Here is an 18,074-nt window from a genome sequence, read left to right on the forward strand (position 1 = left end):
AGGATCACCGCAGAGTAGAAATGCCCATACCTTCATCGCGAATCACCAGCATCTCGCCGTCCGGCAAGGATGGCTGGGAAGTCCACGTGGCGGCCATGACCCGCCGCAATGCCGGCGAAGACATCGTCGTGCTCTCGGTCGGCGACCATGACTTCCACACGCCTGCCGAAACCGTCGAAGCCTGCGTCCGCGCCGTCCGCGAGGGCCGCCACCATTACACGAACCTTGCCGGCATTCCCCGCCTGCGCGCGGCCATGGCACGCCTGTCCACCCGCAGCTCGGGCATCGAGACGCCGGCCGGGCAGGTCATCGCCACGCCGGGCGGCCAGGCGGCGCTCTATGCCGCCGTTCAGGCGACACTCGACGCCGGCAGCCATGCCGTTGTCGTTGCGCCCTATTACGCTACCTATCCGGGCACCTTCCGCGCCGCCGGGGCCGAGTTCACCGTGGTCGAAACCCGCGCTGCCGACGGTTTCCAGCCCGATGCCGGCGCAATAGAGGCTGCCGTGCGCCCAAACACCCGCGCCATCCTCATCAACACGCCCAACAATCCGACCGGCGCCGTCTACACCCGGGCGGCGCTGGAGGGCATCGCGGACCTGTGCAGGCGCCACGATCTGTGGCTGCTTTCGGACGAGGTCTACTGGACGCTCGGCGCTTGCGTGCACCTGTCGCCCCGCGCCCTGCCGAGCATGGCCGAACGCACCATCGTCATCAACTCCATGTCGAAGAGCCACGGCATGACCGGCTGGCGCATCGGCTGGCTCACCGCACCGGAACAACTGGTCGGCCTGCTGACCGGCTTCAACCTGGTGTCCACCTACGGCCTGCCGGACTTCATTTCCCATGCCGCCGCCGAGGCCATGGAGAACGATTACGGCGTGGCGGAAATCGCCGCCCGCTATGCCGGCCGGCGCACCGTCTTTCTCGACGCCATACGCGGCGCCAACCAGATCCAGGTGCGCGGCTCGGAAGGCGGCATGTATGTGATGCTCGACATATCGGCCATCGAGCCGGACGACGAGGCCTTCGCCTGGGCATTTCTGGAAAGCGAGAAGGTCAGCGTCATGCCGGGCTCCAGTTTCGGCGAATTGGCCGCCGGCCACATCCGCATCAGCCTGTGCAAGCCGGAACCGGTCTTGCAGGAGGCGGCGTCACGGCTGCTCCGCTTCATTTCGAACTACCGAAGGAAAGCCGCCTGACCTTGGCCGGGCGCATCCGCGTCGACACGATCCTTCGGAAACGGTAGTGATGGACCCGGCCAGACAACCGGCCGGGAGCGAACGAAAGGGCCTCGATGGTGGCGCAAGGGCGGAAAATCTGGTGGGGGGATTTCAAGGCATCCGATTTCGCCCATATCGACCCGGAGCAGACCATCGCCGTGCTGCCGGTGGCGGCGGTCGAGCAGCACGGGCCACACCTGCCGCTCTCCACCGATACCGACATCATGAACGGCATGCTGTCGACTGTCGCCTCGCTCATTCCCGATGACCTCGACCTGCGCATCCTCCCGGTTCAGGCGGTCGGGAAATCCGACGAGCATGTCTATGCGCCGGGCACATTATCCTTGCCCGCCGCCAATCTGATCGAGGGATGGAGCGAACTGGGTGCTTCGGTGGCGCGCACCGGCATCCGCAAGTTCATCATCGTTACCACCCATGGTGGCAATGAGGAGGTGATGGGCATCGTCACCCGCAATCTGCGCGTCCGCTTCAACATGATGGCGGTGCGCACGAGCTGGGAGCGTTTCGGGCGGTCCGACACCCTGTTCACCCCTCATGAACTGCGGCGCGGCGTCCATGGCGGCGATGTCGAAACCTCGCTGATGCTGCACTTCCGGCCCGGTCTGGTCGACATGGACAAGGCGCGGAATTTCGCCTCCAGCGCCGACAAGGCCGAGAAGGCATTCGACCTGCTCAACGCGCAAAGCCCGCATGCCTTCGCCTGGATCGCCCGCGACCTCAATCCTGAGGGTGTGGTCGGCAACGCCGCCGCCGCCACGGCCGAAAAGGGCCGCCTCACCGCCGAGCAGCAGGCCAAAGGCTTCGTCACCCTGCTGAACGACCTGCGCAAGGCGAAACTGGCGGACTGGCTGAGCTAGAGCCATTCCGGCTCAGGTGGAATCGCCCCTCATCCCCCTGCCGGGACCTTCTCCCCGCAGGCGGGAGAAGAATGCTGTCCGCAACGTCGATGTCCTCCCTCTCCCCGCCTGCGGGGAGAGGGTAAGGGTGAGGGGCAGCTTCACAGGCAAGGTGAGGAGCCGTTTCCGTTAAACGCTGAAGGTCTAACCGAACGGGTCGAGCTCGAACGGCTCGCCCTCGAAGGCATCCGCACCGCGCCCTATCCCCTTGATCGCCGCCACCATGCGTCCCTCGCGGCCGAGCAGCGCATCGGCCACGGCGATCAGGCGCGGATTGGGCGTCGCCGACGGCGACAGCCAGCGCAGCATTGCGGCAAGTTCCCCCTCGTCCCGCGCGGGATTGAGGGCGGCGGCAGCGATATAGGCGGCGGCCGTCGAACGGCTGACACCGGCAAAGCAATGGATGACCATCGGCCGGGCGCGATTCCATTCGCGGGCGAAGCCGAGCAGGCGGCGCACATGCTCCTCGCCCGGCATGGTCAGCCCGTCGCGTAACTCGGCAATGTCGTTCATGCGCAGGTAAAGATGATCCTGCACCGCGATCGAGGCCGGCCGGACCATGTCCATGTCGGCGGACAGCAGCGTCACCAGCCGTCCCGCCCCGGTCCGCGAAACGGTCTGCTCCAGCTTCGAAAGCGGGCAGACATGGATCATGGCACATCCTTCCATCCGGCCAGCGCCGCCTCCAGCCGCCGCCATTCGTCGTCGCTGCCCGGCAGGCCGGCGCGCAGCGCGTTCGGCCGGTCCTCGAAATGGCGCAACACTATACCCTGCCGGCCCAGTGCGCGGAACAGCACGCCGGCTTCCGGGAAATCCATGTGGCGATAAAGCGGCGTGCCGCCCGTCACCTCCACGCCATGGCGCGCGAGCAGCCCGTCGAGCCGCGCCGCTTCTTCCCCGATCCTTTTCCGCATCTCCTGCTGCCAGCGGACATCGGCAAGCGCCTTGATGCCGTATTCCAGCGCCGGGCCGGACACGGCCCACGGCCCGAAGTCGCCGGCAAGCCGTGCAACCGTCGCCCTGTCGGCAAGGGCGAAGCCCAGCCGCAAGCCGGCAAGGCCGAAGAACTTGCCGAACGAGCGCAGCACGGCCAGCCCGCCCTGCTCCACATCGCCGGCAAGGCTCTCCTCGCGCGGACCGGCATCCATGAAGGCCTCGTCCACCACCAGCAGCCCGCCCTTGGCTTTCAGGCGCGTTGCCAGTTCCAGCAGGTCGCGGCGGGAAGCCACGCGGCCGTCAGGATTATTCGGGTTGACGACAATGGCAAGGTCGGCATCGCCAAGGGCGCCGAAATCCGAAACCTCCGTCACGTGGTGGCCGGCAATGCGGGCGGCGCGCGCGTGCTCGGCATAGGTGGGGGCCAGCACCATGGCCCTGCCCGGCTTCGCCAGCGCATAAACGCGCGGCAGCAATATCTGCGTGCCCGGCGCGCTCGCCACATTGGCCGGCGACGGCGCGCCATAGGCGGCGGCCGCGATGGCCGCCAGTTCGTCCGCCCGCGCCTGCTCGGGCAGGCGGGTCAAGGCGGTGGCGGGCAGGTCGAAAAGCGGATAGGAGTGCGGGTTGATCCCGGTCGAGAGATCGACGAACGGTTCCGGTGCCTGCGGAAACAGCGTCCGGGCCCGGCCGAGGCTCCCGCCATGATCGACCGCCGCCAAAACCTCGCCCGGAATATCCATGTCGGTCCTGATCGCCTTCATTTCGCTGGTTGTCGAACGTATCGTCGGATACCCGGATTGGCTTTTTCGCGCCATGGGCCATCCCGTCACCTGGATCGGCAGGCTGATATCCTGTCTCGACCGTATGCTCAACCACGCCTCCCACGCCGACACCACAAGGCGGCTTTGCGGCGTGCTGGCGCTGTTCGTCATCGTCCTGATGCCCGTGGCCATCGCCTTTGCGGTCGAGACGCTGCTCGGCCGCAGCGTTTTCGGCCTCATCGCCACCGCGATACTGGCATCGGCCCTGATTTCGCAGCGCAGCCTCGGCGAGCATGTCGAGGCCGTGGCGAATGCGCTGGAAACCGGGGATCTTGAAGCCGGCCGCAAGGCGGTGTCGATGATCGTCGGCCGCGATCCCGAACGGCTTGACGAGGCAGGCGTCTCCCGCGCGGCCATCGAAAGCCTTGCCGAGAATTTCTCCGACGGCATCGTGGCCCCTGCCCTGTGGCTCGGCGTGGGAGGGCTGGCCGGAGGTGTCGCCTACAAGGCCGTCAACACCGCCGATTCCATGATCGGCCACCGCACCCCGCGCCATGAAGCCTTCGGCTGGGCCGCGGCGCGCTTCGACGATCTCGTCAACCTGCCCGCCTCGCGGCTGACCGGCCTGTTGCTCGTGGCGGCCGCCTTCCTGATGAAGGAAGCCGATCCCGACGCCAGTTGGCGCGCGATCTGGCGCGATGCGAAGAAGCACCGTTCGCCCAATGCCGGCTGGCCGGAAGCGGCCATGGCCGGCGCGCTCGGGCTGGCCCTTGCCGGCCCGCGCGTCTATGGCGGCGTCATGGTCGAAGACACCTTCATGGGCGAAGGCGGCCGACGCGAGGCCGAGGCCGCCGACATCAGGCGCGCGCTAAAGCTCTACCGCATGGCCGACACGCTGCTGATCGGCCTGTTCGGCCTGGTTGCGGCAGCGATCTGGCTGAACTAGGCCCGCCGCGCCTCGAAAGTGATGATGCCGGCGCCCTTATGCGGTCTGCGGCCATGCTGGTAATCGCCACAGGCCGTCACCTCGACGAAGCCAGCCGCGCGCAGCGCCAGCTCGAATTCCGCCACACCCCACCAGCGCAGGCCGAACAGGTCGATCTCGCTGTCCACCAGCTTGCCGGCGCGCCAGTGCTCATAGCGCAGGCTGGTCGTGGTGGTCTGCCCCACATAATCCGTGTCGATCCGGTCGGCGGTCAGCGTCAACAGGTCATCGCCTGCCTTCCATGTCCGCACCGAATGCGGTGCATCGAGAAAGCCGTCGATGGCATCGAGGTCGAGGATCAGCCGCCCGCCCGGAGCGAGGTGGTCGTGGAAGCGCTTCAGCACGCCAAGCGCCGCTTCATAGTCCGTAATGAGCTGGATGGAGCCTAGCGGTACGAGGATGGCCTCGAAGCGCTCGTCATAGGAGAAAGCCTCGAAAGTCTGCCTGCTCAGGCTGGCGGGCAAGGAGCGGCTTTCGCAAGCCGCGCGGCAATAGGCCAGCATCTCGTCGGAAGCGTCGAAACCTTTCACGTCCAGCCCTGCCTCCAGCAGCGGCACGAACAGGCGCCCGTTGCCGACAGCCGGTTCGAGCACCGGGCCGCTTACGCCTTTCAGCCGCTCCAGATAGAACTCGACGTCACCAAAAGACCGCCCCACCGGCTTGTCCAGCTCGTAGACCCAGGCGGCCAGCGTCGCATAACGATTTTGCACTAGAACTCTATTCCCTTCTGCGCCTTCACCCCGGCGGCGAAATGATGCTTGGTCGCCCCCATTTCAGTAACAAGATCGGCCGCCTCGACCAGTGCCGGCTTGGCGTTGCGGCCGGTGACCACGACATGCAGGTCTTCACGCCGCGCCTTCAGCGCGGCCACTACCTTGTCGAGGTCGAGATAGTCGTAGCGCAGCGCGATGTTGAGCTCGTCCAGTACGACGAGGCCGATGGCCGGATCGGCCATCAGTTCCAGCGCCCTGGCCCATGCCGCTTGCGCCGCGGCGATATCACGCTTGAGATCCTGCGTTTCCCACGTAAAGCCCTCGCCCATCGTGTGCCAGGAAACCAGATCGCCGAATCGGGCAAGCGCGTCCTGTTCGCCCGAATGCCATGCGCCCTTGATGAACTGCACCACGCCCACCCGCCTGCCATAGCCCAGCATGCGCAGGACCAGCCCGAAAGCAGCGGTGCTCTTGCCCTTGCCCGGCCCGGTGTTGACGATCAGCAGGCCCTTCTCGACCGTCTTGCCCGCCACCTCGGCATCCTGCACCGCCTTGCGCTTGGCCATCTTGGCGCGGTGGCGTTCGGCTTCCGCCTCGTCGATCGTGCGTTCGTCCGTCATCTCATCTCACCTTCAGCGGCAGCCCGGCTACCATGAAAAGCACGGTGCCGGCTATGGAAGCGACCTTCTGGTTCAGCCGCCCGGCCTCGTCGCGGAAACGGCGGGCCAGCGCATTGTCCGGCACGATGCCCTGCCCAACCTCGTTGGAAACCACGAACCAAGGCCCGCGTGGTGACGAAAGCACTGTGGCAAGGCGCACAGCTTCCGCCTCCAGGTCATGCCCGGCGAGCATATGGTTGGTGAGCCACAGCGTCAGGCAGTCGAGCAGCACCGGCTGGCCTTGCGGCTGCGCGGCCAGGGCTCCGGCAAGGTCGAGCGGCGCGTCGACCGCGTGCCAGCCCACGCCGCGCCGGGCGCGATGCTCGGCGATCCGCTCGCGCATCTCCTCGTCATAGGCTTGCGCCGTCGCGATATAGGTCCATGGTCCCGGCAGCGCCGTGACCAGCTCCTCCGCATGTCGGCTCTTGCCGGAGCGCGCGCCGCCGATGATGAATGTCAGGCCGTTCATGGCGGCACTCTTACATCGACTTCGGCACGTAACGCCAGCTTACCACCGCACAACCCACCATCAGCAGGCCGAGCGTGGCGAACACCGAGCCGAGGCCGAAGAAGGCCAGCACGATCGAATAGACCATGGGCGGCGTCAATTCCGAGAAATCGAGATAGGTGCGGTAGACCGCCGCCATCTGCGAGCGCTCGTAAGGGTGCACGGAGCGCATGAATACGGTGGAGCCCAGCGCATCGATGGCGATGGTGAACAGCGCACCGCACAGAAGCAGCGCGCCGGTGATGAGGGGCGCCGTCGTGCTCACCCAGCCGGCGGCAAACAGGATCACGCCCATGGCGGCGAAGGCCAAGGCAATGGTGGCCCGCGCGCCGAAGCGCTTTCCCGCCCTGCCCCAGTAGATGGCGGTGAACAGCAACGCGTTGCCGGCCGAGATCAGCAGTCCGCCCGCCACCTCGCCCTCGCCGGCGATAACCATGAACAGCGGGCCATAGACGAAGAAGGTCGTCCAGTAGCAGGAGCGGCCGAAGGCGATCAGCCATGCCAGCCGCAGCCGCGGCTGGGCGATGAAGCGGCCGATATTGCTGATCGGGTTGAGGGCCCGGCTCCTGCCGGCGGCGATCATCTGGTTGTCGCTCAGCCGGTAATACCAGAACAGCGCCAGCAGGATGAGCGCGAACACCGCCACCGCGCCGTGGGCGGCATAGATGCCGTAGCGGGTGTAGAGCAGGATGCCGAGTGTCGGCCCGCCGGTCCAGGCGAAGGTGGACCATGCCATGCGCAGCGATTCGGAACGGATGAACTCCGTCTTGCGGATATGGTCCATGATGTAGAGGTTGAGCGTGATCGACAGCGCGCTGGCGCCCATCACCCGGCACAGCATGCCGAGCGCCTGGCCGAAAAGCGTATCGGTGACGAAGAACAGCGAGCCGATGGCCAGCAGGCAGGCCCCGGCGGTGTAGACCCAGCGCCGGGCGAATCGCCTGATCAGCATGGGCATGAACAGCGTCACCGAAAGCCCGAGCAGCGAAACGACCGTATAGAGAACGGAAACCGACTGCTCGCTTTGCAGGATTTCATAAGCCTGGATCGGGATCACGCTCGAGATGGTGGCACGCGCGAAGGACTCGACCGTATAGAGCGAGGCGAAGGTGCGGGCTCCGGCTGGACGAACCTCCCGCAGCCAGATCGGATGCCGCACATGCGTTGCCATCAAGTCCTCCCGTCGAATCCCACCGCCGGATTCGCCGGGCCGCATTGTGTAGCCTTTGCGGGTGGTTTCAGTAGCGGGAAACCGACCTTCCGGGGCGGAAACGCGAGATAGTCCAAAGACTTTCCCGGACTGGACCAACCCGGAGCGCTTAAATTTGCGCTGCCGCAACCGCCACGGGCATGTTAGAAACCGCAGGCTTACCCCCGCCGGAGTTTCCATGCAGACATCCACGCTCACGGGCAGCATTCCAGCCCCGGCACGCCGTATCGAGGCCATCGACGCGGCGCGCGGCATCGCCCTTCTGGCCATGGTCAGCTACCATTTCACCTGGGATCTGGAATTCTTCGGCTATGTCACGCGCGGCCTGACGGCCTTCGGCGGCTGGAAGATTTATGCCCGCGGCATCGCCTCCAGCTTCCTGTTCCTGGTCGGCGTCAGCCTGATGCTCGCCCATGGCAACGGCATTCGCTGGAACGGGTTCGGCAAGCGGCTTGCGATGATCGTCGCGGCGGCACTGGCCATCACGGTCGCCACCTGGTTCGCCACGCCCGGCTCCTTCATCTTTTTCGGCATATTGCACCATATCGCCCTCGCCAGCGTGCTTGGCCTCGCCTTCCTGCGCTTTCCGGTCTGGGCGCTGGTGCTCGCCGCCGTGCTGGTAGCGGCAGCGCCGCAGTTCCTGCGCCTGCCGGCATTCGACCATCCCTCCTTGTGGTGGCTTGGCCTCTCGACGATAAATCCCCGCTCCAACGACTATGTGCCGCTGTTTCCATGGTTCGCGGCGGTTCTGGCTGGCATGGCCGCAGCCAAATTCGCCAAAGCATCCGGCCTGCTCGCGCGCCTTGGCGGACATCTGCCGCAGGCCGCAGCCCGCCCGCTGGTGCTGATCGGACAGCACAGCCTCGCCTTCTACCTCATCCACCAGCCGGTGCTCATCGCCTGCGTGTGGCTGTTCGCACAGGTCTGGCCGGCGCCCGCGCAGAGCCCGCAAGCCGCCTTCGTGCCGGCCTGCGAGGCCTCCTGCCGCGAAGTGCGCGAGCAGGCGTTCTGCACCGCCTACTGCGCCTGCATGCTGGACGCGCTGGACAAGGACGGTGCCCTCGACAAGGTGCTGCGGGGTGAGCAGACTGCCGAGCTAAGCAGCCGTGTCAGCGGGCTCGCTTCCACCTGCACGGTCGAGACCGACATGAGCCTGATGGGGAGAGAGGAAGAATGAAAGCAGTTCCCGCGTGGCGCAGGATTCCCTGGCCGCCGCTCATCTATCTTGCGGCCATCGCCGCCAGCGTGGTTCTGGGCCTGCTCGTGCCGCTGCCCCGCATCACCGGGCCGTTCGGCAACGTGCTCTATGCCATCGGCTGGCTCGTCATCATCGCCGTGATCGCCTTGTGGGCAACATCCTTCCGGGCCATGAGACGGGCCGGAACCACGCTCGATCCCTCGGGCGAGCCGAGCCATCTGCTCACCGGCGGTCCCTTCTCCATCACCCGCAACCCGATCTACCTTGCCAACACGCTTCTGCTGTTCGGCGTCGGCTTCATTGCCGGAAACTGGTGGTTCATCCTGCTGGGCATCGTCGCCGCCATTCTCACCCAGAAGATCGCCATCGAGTTCGAGGAGAAGGTTCTGGCCGAGAAATTCGGCCGCAAATATCGCGACTACGCAAAGAAAGTGCGCCGCTGGATCTGACGGCATTTTGCTGGCCGGCCATGCTTGCTTGAAACCGACGGTTGCGGCCCTATCCTTGCGAGAGGCATGGGGCTGCATCTCGTTCCAACAAGCACCGGAGAAAACCATGGCATGGCTCTACCTGATCCTCGCCGGCCTGTTCGAGATCGGCTGGCCGATCGGCCTGAAGCTCGGCTGGACCGGTGCAGGTGCGCAACCGAGATGGATTCTCCTGGCCATCGTCTGCATGACGGTCAGCGGCGCGCTGCTGCTCGTGGCGCAAAGGACGATCCCCATCGGCACCGCCTATGCGGTATGGACCGGCATCGGCGCCATCGGCACATTTCTGGTCGGGGTCTATGCCTTCGGCGACAGCGCCAACCTGTTGCGCTTCCTGGGAGTCGCTCTCATCGCCGGCGGCATCATAACGCTGAAAATCGCCTGAAGCGCGCCGCGATTGCGAAAACCCATCCGGGCGATACGCTTTAGCCGCCGCAGCCTCTACGTAGGGAGCGTCAGGTGTTGACGCCCAGTTCGGCCATGCGCTCCACGCAGGCCTCCTCGGCCTGGTCGAGTTCGGCCAGCGTGTCTTCGAGGTCGCGGCGCTTCTGGCGCAGTTCCTCGCGCTTTTCCTCGATGCGCTTGATCATCAGTTGAAGCTGGCCCACCTCCCCCGGCGGCTCCTTGTACATCTTGATGATTTCACGGATCTCGTTGATCGAGAAGCCCAGCCGCTTGCCCCGCAATATCTGGCGGATGAGATGACGGTCGGACGGCCGAAACAGCCGCGTCCGCCCGCGCCGGACCGGCTGCACCAGCCCCTCGTCCTCGTAGAAGCGCAGGGTGCGGGTGGAGACGCCGAATTCACGGGTCAGTTCGGTGATGGTGTAATATTCCCGCATCGTCATCCTGCATTGAAAGGCGCCCGTCCGCACCGGATCGTCCGGTCCCGGAGGGACGACCATTCGCGATCCAGATTCTTGTTCGAACACCCTTTTCCGACGCGGAACCGCTGAATCGCTGCGGTCGAGCAAGACCACGAGATTCGCACAGCACTTACGTAAAAGTCAATTAAATCCGTTTAGCCGAAGCCGAACCACAAGGATGCGAGGCCAAGGAAAGCAAAGAAGCCGACCACATCGGTGACTGCGGTGACGAAGACCGCCGAGGCCACCGCGGGATCGACGCCGTAGCGGTCGAGCAGCAGCGGGATCAGGATGCCGGCCACCGCCGCCACGAACATGTTGATGACCATGGCGCTCGCGATGATGCCGCCGAGATAGGGGTCGGAAAACCACGTCGCGGCCACCACCCCGATCAGCAGGGCGAACACGATGCCGTTGATGAAGCCCACGCCCATTTCGCGGCGAATGATGCGCCAGGCATTGTAGATGTCGAGGTCCCTGGTGGCGAGCGCGCGCACCGTCACCGTCATCGTCTGCGAGGCCGCGTTGCCGCCCATGCCGGCCACGATCGGCATCAGCACGGCCAGCGCCACCACCCGCTCGATCGTCTGGTCGAACAGGCCGATGACCGAGGCGGCGAGAAAGGCGGTGAACAGATTGACCAGCAGCCAGGGCACGCGCGAGCGCGAGGCCGCCAAGATGGTGTCGGAAAGCTCCTCGTCGCCGACGCCGCCCATTCGCAGCAGGTCCTCCTCGGCCTCCTGCTGGATGACGTCGACCACGTCGTCGATGGTCAGCACGCCGACCAGCCGCTCGTTCTCGTCGACCACGGCGGCCGACAGAAGGTCGTATTGCTCGAATTCGCGCGCCGCCTCTTCCTGGTCCATGGTGGCCGGGATGGCGTGGCGCGTCTCGTGCATGATGTCCTCGACCTTGACCGCGCGCTTTGTGCGCAGGATCTGGTCGAGATGGACGGCCCCGAGCAGCTTGAAGGTCGGATCGATGACGAAGATCTGGCTGAAGCTGTCGGGAAGGTCCTTGTCCTCGCGCATGTAGTCGATGGTCTGGCCGACGGTCCAGAACGGGGGCACGGCGACGAACTCCGTCTGCATACGACGGCCGGCGCTCTCTTCCGGATAGTCCAGCGAACGCCTCAGCCTGATCCGTTCGGTGAACGGGAGCTGGGCGAGAATCTCGTCCTGGTCCTCCTGGTCGAGGTCTTCGAGAATGTAGACCGCGTCGTCGGAATCGAGTTCCTGCACCGCCTGCGCGATCTGCGCGTTGGGCAGGTTTTCGACGATGTCGAGGCGGATGGCCTCGTCCACCTCGGTCAGCGCCGAGAAGTCGAAGTCCGCGCCCAGCAATTCGACCAGCGAGCGGCGCTGGTCCGGCTGCAAGGCTTCCAGAAGGTCGCCGAGCTCCGATTCGTGAAGGGCGGCGACGTCCTGCTTGAGCGTCAGCGTATCGCGGTCGGCTATCGCCGCACCGATATGAGCAAGAAACGAGGCGAGGATGGCGCCGTCCTCGCCGTAAATGTCGCTGTGCTCCACCTTGGGCGGAGCATCATCGGCAGCTTGTTCGTTCTTACCTTCCAAGACTGCCTCGCGCTGCTTCGATTTGCGGACTGGGTCTCCGTAGCGCAATTCCGGCGGAATTAACAAGAGAGACGAATACGCCGGCACTATCGTCCGCGTGGATGAAGATTTCCGGACAGTCATGACATAGGGCAGTCGCGGCAGAAGGGCAGAGCCACCGCGCGCTTCTATCCGGCAGGCGGTGTGAGCTCCTTCACAGAAGCTGGCGCGGATTCGCGCTATTGTGTTCTCGCGGCTTCTGAGGGGGCCGCGGGCCGGCGCGTCCTCCCGCCCTTAACCGGGTGCGCCGGCCCGTTTTTTTTCACGTTGCCAGGTGGCGGGCGGCGGCTAAGATACAGCATGACCGAACCCGGAAGATTGCCAGACGATAAAGCCTCTCGCTCGCGAAAGGGGCGCATGATCGTCTACGTCCTGCTGGCGATAGGCATTGCCGTGTGGCTGGCCATGGGCGATTGATCCGCCGCACCCGCAAACACGCGCGAGGCTCAATTTCTTGATCGACTGGCCGCTGGTACTGATCGCCCTGTTCGGGCTCGGGGTCGCCCTGTTCATCGTCTACTGCATCGGCGTGTTCATCTTCGCGAAGCCGAAAGGCGATCCGGTGGAACCTGTGCAGATAGACACCGTCGACCTGATGATGTTCCACGACACCGACCGGAACTAAACCCCGCACTCGCAAGGCAAGGAACCGGTATCGGCAGCCTTGGCATTTCATTGTATGCTTCCCCAAAGGGAGCGAAGGCCATGAACGTAGCCAACTTGCAACTGGAAGGGCTTTTGATGGCGATTGCCGCCGTCAATCATCTGCTTGTTCAGAAAGGCGTCGTATCCATGCAGGAGATCGACGCCGCCCTTCAAGCCGCGGAAGCCAGCGAAAACAGGTCCGACGAACTGCCGCCGTCCTATCGGGAGGCGATTGCGTTTCCTATCCGGCTGCTGCAACTGGCGAACCAGTGCCAGCCGGAGGCGGAGCTGCCGCCCTTCTCGCAACTGACCAAAATGGTCGGCCAGATGAGATAGGGCTTGCCCCCCGGTCAGGCCTGGATCACGACTACCCGGCTGCCCGGCGTTGCCCTCTCGTAGAGGTCGATCACGTCATGGTTGAGCATGCGGATGCAGCCGCTGGAAACGGCCCTGCCAATCGAGTTGGGCTGGTTCGTGCCATGGATGCGGAACATGGTGTCGCGCCCGTTCCGGTAAAGATACAGCGCCCGGGCACCCAACGGGTTGTTCGGCCCGCCGGGCAGGCCACCCGCATACCGCCGATTGCGCGGATCGCGTCGCATCATGTTCGCCGTCGGCGTCCAGCTCGGCCACTGAGCCTTGCGGCCCACCACCGCGTTGCCGCGCAACACCAGACCCTCGCGGCCGACGCCGATGCCGTAGCGGATGGCTCGCCCGTCACCCAGAACATAGTAGAGACGGCGTTCGGGCGTGTTCACCACGATGGTGCCGGCGGGGTGCTCCGTGCCGAATGCGACCTCGGTGCGCCGCAGCTCCGGCCTGATCTGGGAGGCCGGCACCGCCGGAAGCGGAAAGCGCTCATCCGGTATCGCCGCGTAATTGGCATATTCGGAGGTTGCGCAACCTGCCAGAACCAATGGCAGCCCAATGATGAAGCCTCTGCGCGAAATTGGCATGTGCCCGCCCGAATTCAGTTTATGTCTCTGAATTGGTTAGGGCGCTATGGTTAACAAATGATTGCCGCAGGGCGATTTCGCCCCTCGCCCGGTGCAGGGCGATTTCGCCTCTCGCCCGGTAATGTGCCCGGTAACGTGACTGTCGGGGCGCCCAAGCCCCACCCCACCCCGACAGCCCGCCTGACTTCCATCAGGTCGCCGGCACAGCCGACATCTCATCCGATGCATTTCCCGTGCCATGCGGTTCCGTATTGAATTGGAACGAAATGGGCAGGCAATCAGGCAAGCAAGCAGTTGGGCTGGTTCAAAACGGGACTGGCCGGGCTGCCGGATGCTTCAGGAACGATACAGGGTTCCCGCGTCATGACCTGAGCAGCCATCCCTCGTCTAACGGCCTGCCCATGCGTCCCCGGCGACTTGTCGACCCGCGTCAGGTGTGGTTCCTTTTACGCGTGCAACAGAGGGAGGGAACGCATGGCAAGGTCGATTGCACGATGCCCGGTCTGCAAGAAGCCGGCGAAACAGACGGCAACGCCGACGGGAGACCACAACCAGATCGACTGCCCGGATTGCGGTCGCTTCCTGGCGTCGGAATCTTTCAGTCAGGCTGCTTCGGCCCATTCCATATCCGCCAAGCGGCTGGCGCTCGAGCATGCCCGTTTTCGGGCCAGATACGGGGCTTTGCCGGTCATCACGACCTACGACCTGCCGTAAGCGTTGCGCCTCTCGCGACAGGACATGCAGACCTGTGACTCCCACATGCGGCGCAGGGTGCGCGCATGACCGAATAAAGGACAGGGAGATGCAATCGACCCCGGAAGGGGGAATGGTGCGGTCGAGAAGACTCGAACTTCCACGGGTTGCCCCACAGCGACCTCAACGCTGCGCGTCTACCAATTCCGCCACGACCGCCCGTGGTAGGAGCCGGACGCATCCGGCACGCGGCGTGTAGCAAATCGCTTACCCCGAAACAAGTGGATGCGTGGGAATAATCGCGCTTTAAATCACAGCCGCGCCGACATACCCGCATCCGCGCCTTCGCGGCTGGACCTTGGGCTTGTTTCTCGCCATATGATTGGATGAAAATCCGGAACAAGCCATGCCTGAACGCAGCCAGACCGCCACGTCGTTTTTCGCCACCCCGGGTTCGGCGCCTGTCGAATGGCGCATCGAGCCGGGCCTTCTCGCCTATCCGGACGCGCTGGCATTCATGGAATCGCGGGCCGAATCGATTCGCAACGGCGAGGCCGGGGAGCTGGTCTGGCTGGTCGAGCATCCGCCCCTCTACACGGCCGGCACCAGCGCCCGCACCGAGGACCTCATCGACCCCGACCGCTTCCCGGTGTTCGCGGCCGGCCGCGGCGGCGAATACACCTATCACGGCCCCGGCCAGCGCGTGGCCTATGTCATGCTCGACCTCAAGCGCCGGCGCGAGGACGTTCGCGCCTTCGTCACAGCGCTCGAGGAATGGATCGTCCGCACGCTGGACACCTTCAACGTGAAGGGCGAACGTCGCGAGGATCGCGTCGGCGTATGGGTGCAGCGGCCGGACCGCCCGCCCCTCTCCAGCGGCTCGATGGCCGAGGACAAGATTGCCGCCATCGGTATTCGCCTGCGCAAATGGGTCAGCTTCCACGGCATCGCCATCAATGTGGAGCCGGACCTGTCGCATTTTGGCGGCATCGTGCCCTGCGGGATTCAGGAATATGGCGTCACCAGCCTGGTCGATCTCGGCCTGCCGGTGACGATGCCGGATCTGGACGTGGCGCTGAAGGCGGCATTCGAGGATGTCTTCGGACCGGCGACCACCACCGGGTCGGCCCGGTCCCTGGAGCCGGCAATCCAAAGACTTGCCGGCTGAGGCCCAACGGCCAGCCAACTACGCCCTGATGGGCCACCCCGGTATCAGCGCTGAAACATGCCCCCGAAAGCGGGCATCACCGGCGGATATCGTCTGATTGCTCCATGTTTCACCAGAAGAACCGGCGTCGGTCAGAGCGCGCCGATCCACATCGCCATCGAAATGAGGAAGGTGCCCATACACACCATCGAGACAACATCCTGAACGAGATCGGTCATGGCTTGCTCCTGTTTTTTATATGTTCTTAATTTGTTCTAATTTTGTTCAAATGTCAATCGACGGATTGCGGCCCTCACCCGAATCGGGCAGCGCCCGGTTTTCAGGGTTAAGGAAAGGTTTTCAGGCGCTGGATAGAAGGCCGTCCGGGGCAGCGGTCAGCCCGGTTTATTTTCACCAGCCAGTTGCCGACACTTGGCGTGGCGCAACTACGCGAAACAGAGGGCTGCCCGATTTTCAGGCGCCCTCGCTCCAGAAATGGAAACATACAGCGGCCTGGCCTGAGCGTCGTGCTCGACCGAACAGGCAATGCCTGCCCCCTGCCAACGACTCAGAAACCACCGCCCGGCACGGCCGGCGGCGGACAAAGCCTCAGAGCGGAACCACCCTGCCCTCGGCCAGCGTCACGCGCCGGTCCATGCGCGAGGCAAGCTCGTGGTTGTGGGTGGCGATCAGCGCCGCCAAGCCCGACTGCCGCACCAGCGCCTCCAGCGCCTGGAAGACATAGGAGGCGGTGACGGGGTCGAGGTTGCCGGTCGGCTCGTCGGCCAGAAGCACCAGCGGCGCATTGGCCACCGCGCGGGCGATTGCCACGCGCTGCTGCTCGCCGCCCGACAGTTCGGACGGCCGGTGCGTGGCGCGCTTGCCGATCTGCATATAGTCGAGCAGTTGCGCGGCCCGTTCGGCCGCCTCGCCGCGCGACAACCCCTTGATGAGCTGCGGCATCATCACGTTCTCCAGCGCGGAGAACTCGGGCAGCAGATGATGGAATTGATAGACGAAGCCGATATCGTTGCGGCGGATCGCGGTGCGATTGTCGTCAGACAGCCGCCCGCAGGCGCGCCCTGCCAGCACCACGTCGCCGCCATCGGGCCGCTCCAGCAGGCCGGCGGTGTGCAGCAGCGTGGACTTGCCGGTTCCGGAAGGCGCCACCAGCGCCACCATCTCGCCCGCATGCAGCGAAAAATCCGCACCGTTGAGGATGGTGAGCCGGCGCTCCGCCTGCTCATAGTGGCGCTCGACGCCCTTCAGTTGCAGAACGGCGCGCACCATCACTCATACCTCAGCGCTTCGACCGGATCGAGCCGCGCGGCCCGCCATGCCGGAAACAGCGTCGCCAGGAACGACAGGACCAGCGCCATCAGGATGACCGAGAAGGTCTCGCTGAAGTCCATCTTGGCTGGAAGCTGGCTCAGGAAATAGAGTTCCGGGTTGAACAGCACCGTGCCGGAAATCCAAGAGAAGAACTGCCTGATGCGCTCCACATTGAGGCAGATGAGAACCCCCAGCACGAAGCCGGCCAGCGTGCCGACCACGCCGATGGCCGCCCCGGTCATCAGGAAGATGCGCAGGATCGCCCCGCGCGTCGCGCCCATGGTGCGCAGGATGGCGATGTCGTGCCCCTTGTCCTTCACCAGCATGACGAGGCCGGAAATGATGTTGAGCGCCGCCACCAGCACGATCAGCGTCAGGATCATGAACATGACGTTGCGCTCCACCTGGAGGGCGGAGAAGAAGGTCTGGTTGCGCTGGCGCCAGTCGCTCATCAGGATCGGCCGCTGCGCCGCCTCCTCCACCCTCGGTTTCAGGGCATCGACGGCGTCAGGATTGTCGACATAGACCTCGATGCTCTGCGCCAGGTTCTCCATGTTGAAATAGAGCTGCGCCTCGCCAAGCGGCATGTAGACGATCGAGCTGTCATATTCCGACATGCCGACCTCGAAGATGGCGGACACGTGGTAGCCCTTCAGCCGCGGCATGGTGCCGAGCGGCGTCACGTCGCCATCGGGGGAAACCAGCGTGATGGTGTCGCCCAGCGCGAGCCCGAGATTGTCCGCCATGCGCGAGCCGATGGCCACGCCTTCCGACGTGTCGAAATCCTCCAGCGAGCCGAAGCGGATGTTGTCGGAGACGATGTTGACCTTGGCGAGGTCCTCGCCCCTGATGCCGCGTACCAGCGCGCCGGTACCGGAACCGATATTGCCTTGTGCCAGCACCTGCCCGTCGATCAGCGGCAAGGCGTATTTCACGCCCGGCACGCCGTTGATGCGGTCTGCCACCTGGGCATAGTCCTCCAGCGGCAGATCGGTGGGCGTGACGATGAGATGGCCGTTGACGCCGAGGATCCGGGTCAGCAATTCGGCCCGGAAGCCGTTCATCACCGCCATGACCACGATCAGCGTCGCCACCCCCAGCATGATGCCGAGGAACGAAATCGAGGCGATGACCGAAATCACCGTCTCCTTGCGGCGCGAACGCAGGTAGCGCCACGCCACCATGCGCTCGAAGCCGGAAAACGGCCCGGCCGCAGCCTTC

21 protein-coding genes and 1 tRNA gene are annotated in these 18,074 nt (G+C 64.9%); 10 read left to right on the top strand and 12 right to left on the bottom strand.

From position 1 onward, the window contains the following. Positions 1-20 precede the first annotated feature (20 nt). Together ACVCNR_RS02960 and ACVCNR_RS02965 are read left to right on the top strand one after the other, a co-directional pair. The gene (locus tag ACVCNR_RS02960; RefSeq protein WP_447073781.1) at positions 21-1,202 is read left to right on the top strand and encodes a pyridoxal phosphate-dependent aminotransferase; all 1,182 of its coding nucleotides are present in this window, start codon (positions 21-23) and stop codon (positions 1,200-1,202) included. A gap of 95 nt (positions 1,203-1,297) precedes the next feature. Continuing rightward, entirely contained in the window at positions 1,298-2,101 is an 804-nt protein-coding gene (locus tag ACVCNR_RS02965; RefSeq protein WP_447073783.1) for a creatininase family protein, read from the top strand. A gap of 183 nt (positions 2,102-2,284) precedes the next feature. Here ACVCNR_RS02965 and ACVCNR_RS02970 read toward each other — a convergent pair whose 3' ends face one another. After that, positions 2,285-2,794 carry a tyrosine phosphatase family protein gene (locus ACVCNR_RS02970; RefSeq protein WP_447073785.1) on the bottom strand — a complete coding sequence of 170 codons (510 nt, stop codon included), beginning with the start codon at positions 2,792-2,794 and terminating at the stop codon, positions 2,285-2,287. After that, positions 2,791-3,840, bottom strand: coding sequence for a threonine-phosphate decarboxylase CobD (gene cobD, locus ACVCNR_RS02975; protein ID WP_447073786.1), 1,050 nt, complete (start codon positions 3,838-3,840; stop codon positions 2,791-2,793). Before cobD ends, ACVCNR_RS02970 begins: the two co-directional genes overlap by 4 nt. Here cobD and cbiB point away from each other — a divergent pair. After that, on the top strand, positions 3,818-4,786 hold the full coding sequence (cbiB, locus tag ACVCNR_RS02980) for an adenosylcobinamide-phosphate synthase CbiB (protein ID WP_447073787.1): 969 nt from the start codon (positions 3,818-3,820) through the stop codon (positions 4,784-4,786). The two genes, cobD and cbiB, sit on opposite strands and share 23 nt — an antisense overlap. Here cbiB and ACVCNR_RS02985 read toward each other — a convergent pair. From ACVCNR_RS02985 to ACVCNR_RS03000, 4 genes are read right to left on the bottom strand one after another with little or no spacing between them, the layout of a single operon-like run. Beyond that, positions 4,783-5,535, bottom strand: coding sequence for a class I SAM-dependent methyltransferase (locus ACVCNR_RS02985; RefSeq protein ID WP_447073788.1), 753 nt, complete (start codon positions 5,533-5,535; stop codon positions 4,783-4,785). The two genes, cbiB and ACVCNR_RS02985, sit on opposite strands and share 4 nt — an antisense overlap. Then, complete coding sequence (gene cobO / locus ACVCNR_RS02990; protein WP_447073789.1) at positions 5,535-6,158, bottom strand: cob(I)yrinic acid a,c-diamide adenosyltransferase; 624 nt, start codon at positions 6,156-6,158, stop codon at positions 5,535-5,537. The genes ACVCNR_RS02985 and cobO overlap by 1 nt, the downstream gene beginning before the upstream one ends. 1 nt (position 6,159) lies before the next feature. Next, positions 6,160-6,666: a bifunctional adenosylcobinamide kinase/adenosylcobinamide-phosphate guanylyltransferase gene (gene cobU / locus ACVCNR_RS02995; RefSeq protein ID WP_447073790.1), complete on the bottom strand. Its 507-nt coding sequence runs from the start codon at positions 6,664-6,666 to the stop codon at positions 6,160-6,162. Positions 6,667-6,676: 10 nt separating this feature from the next. Then, a complete protein-coding gene (locus ACVCNR_RS03000; protein ID WP_447073791.1) occupies positions 6,677-7,876 on the bottom strand; it encodes an MFS transporter in 1,200 nt (399 codons plus the stop codon). Between the two features lie 217 nt (positions 7,877-8,093). Here ACVCNR_RS03000 and ACVCNR_RS03005 point away from each other — a divergent pair, with 217 nt between their 5' ends. The 3 genes from ACVCNR_RS03005 to ACVCNR_RS03015 all read left to right on the top strand — a co-directional run bounded on the left by ACVCNR_RS03005 (position 8,094) and on the right by ACVCNR_RS03015 (position 9,986). Next, on the top strand, positions 8,094-9,092 hold the full coding sequence (locus ACVCNR_RS03005; protein ID WP_447073792.1) for a heparan-alpha-glucosaminide N-acetyltransferase: 999 nt from the start codon (positions 8,094-8,096) through the stop codon (positions 9,090-9,092). Beyond that, on the top strand, positions 9,089-9,562 hold the full coding sequence (locus ACVCNR_RS03010) for a methyltransferase family protein (protein WP_447073793.1): 474 nt from the start codon (positions 9,089-9,091) through the stop codon (positions 9,560-9,562). Before ACVCNR_RS03005 ends, ACVCNR_RS03010 begins: the two co-directional genes overlap by 4 nt. Positions 9,563-9,668: 106 nt before the next feature. Beyond that, positions 9,669-9,986 carry a DMT family transporter gene (locus tag ACVCNR_RS03015; RefSeq protein WP_354192134.1) on the top strand — a complete coding sequence of 106 codons (318 nt, stop codon included), beginning with the start codon at positions 9,669-9,671 and terminating at the stop codon, positions 9,984-9,986. 70 nt (positions 9,987-10,056) lie between these two features. Here the strand turns inward: ACVCNR_RS03015 and ACVCNR_RS03020 are convergent, their stop codons facing one another. Continuing rightward, entirely contained in the window at positions 10,057-10,443 is a 387-nt protein-coding gene (locus ACVCNR_RS03020) for a MerR family transcriptional regulator (RefSeq protein ID WP_354192133.1), read from the bottom strand. A gap of 179 nt (positions 10,444-10,622) precedes the next feature. After that, positions 10,623-12,041 carry a magnesium transporter gene (gene mgtE / locus ACVCNR_RS03025; protein ID WP_354192132.1) on the bottom strand — a complete coding sequence of 473 codons (1,419 nt, stop codon included), beginning with the start codon at positions 12,039-12,041 and terminating at the stop codon, positions 10,623-10,625. Between the two features lie 493 nt (positions 12,042-12,534). Here mgtE and ACVCNR_RS03030 point away from each other — a divergent pair, with 493 nt between their 5' ends. Then, the gene (locus tag ACVCNR_RS03030; protein WP_354192131.1) at positions 12,535-12,705 is read left to right on the top strand and encodes a hypothetical protein; all 171 of its coding nucleotides are present in this window, start codon (positions 12,535-12,537) and stop codon (positions 12,703-12,705) included. Positions 12,706-12,785: 80 nt separating this feature from the next. Next, positions 12,786-13,061, top strand: a complete 276-nt coding sequence (locus ACVCNR_RS03035) for a hypothetical protein (protein WP_354192130.1) — start codon at positions 12,786-12,788, stop codon at positions 13,059-13,061. Between the two features lie 14 nt (positions 13,062-13,075). On the opposite strand, the gene ACVCNR_RS03040 is transcribed toward ACVCNR_RS03035, so the two are convergent. Beyond that, complete coding sequence (locus ACVCNR_RS03040; RefSeq protein WP_354192129.1) at positions 13,076-13,681, bottom strand: L,D-transpeptidase; 606 nt, start codon at positions 13,679-13,681, stop codon at positions 13,076-13,078. Between the two features lie 474 nt (positions 13,682-14,155). Here ACVCNR_RS03040 and ACVCNR_RS03045 point away from each other — a divergent pair, with 474 nt between their 5' ends. Further along, complete coding sequence (locus ACVCNR_RS03045; protein WP_354192127.1) at positions 14,156-14,395, top strand: hypothetical protein; 240 nt, start codon at positions 14,156-14,158, stop codon at positions 14,393-14,395. 113 nt (positions 14,396-14,508) lie between these two features. Here ACVCNR_RS03045 and ACVCNR_RS03050 read toward each other — a convergent pair. Next, a tRNA-Leu gene (locus ACVCNR_RS03050) sits at positions 14,509-14,593 on the bottom strand. A gap of 187 nt (positions 14,594-14,780) precedes the next feature. Between ACVCNR_RS03050 and lipB the strand changes: the two genes are divergently transcribed. Further along, positions 14,781-15,542, top strand: coding sequence for a lipoyl(octanoyl) transferase LipB (gene lipB, locus ACVCNR_RS03055; RefSeq protein ID WP_354192126.1), 762 nt, complete (start codon positions 14,781-14,783; stop codon positions 15,540-15,542). 588 nt (positions 15,543-16,130) lie between these two features. Here the strand turns inward: lipB and ACVCNR_RS03060 are convergent. Together ACVCNR_RS03060 and ACVCNR_RS03065 are read right to left on the bottom strand one after the other, a co-directional pair. Next, positions 16,131-16,811 (bottom strand): ABC transporter ATP-binding protein, encoded by a 681-nt coding sequence (locus ACVCNR_RS03060; RefSeq protein ID WP_354192125.1) that lies wholly within the window; start codon positions 16,809-16,811, stop codon positions 16,131-16,133. Beyond that, positions 16,811-18,037, bottom strand: coding sequence for a lipoprotein-releasing ABC transporter permease subunit (locus ACVCNR_RS03065; RefSeq protein ID WP_354192446.1), 1,227 nt, complete (start codon positions 18,035-18,037; stop codon positions 16,811-16,813). Before ACVCNR_RS03065 ends, ACVCNR_RS03060 begins: the two co-directional genes overlap by 1 nt. Between the last annotated feature and the right edge of the window lie 37 nt (positions 18,038-18,074).

The sequence above is a fragment of the Aquamicrobium terrae genome (assembly GCF_052978165.1).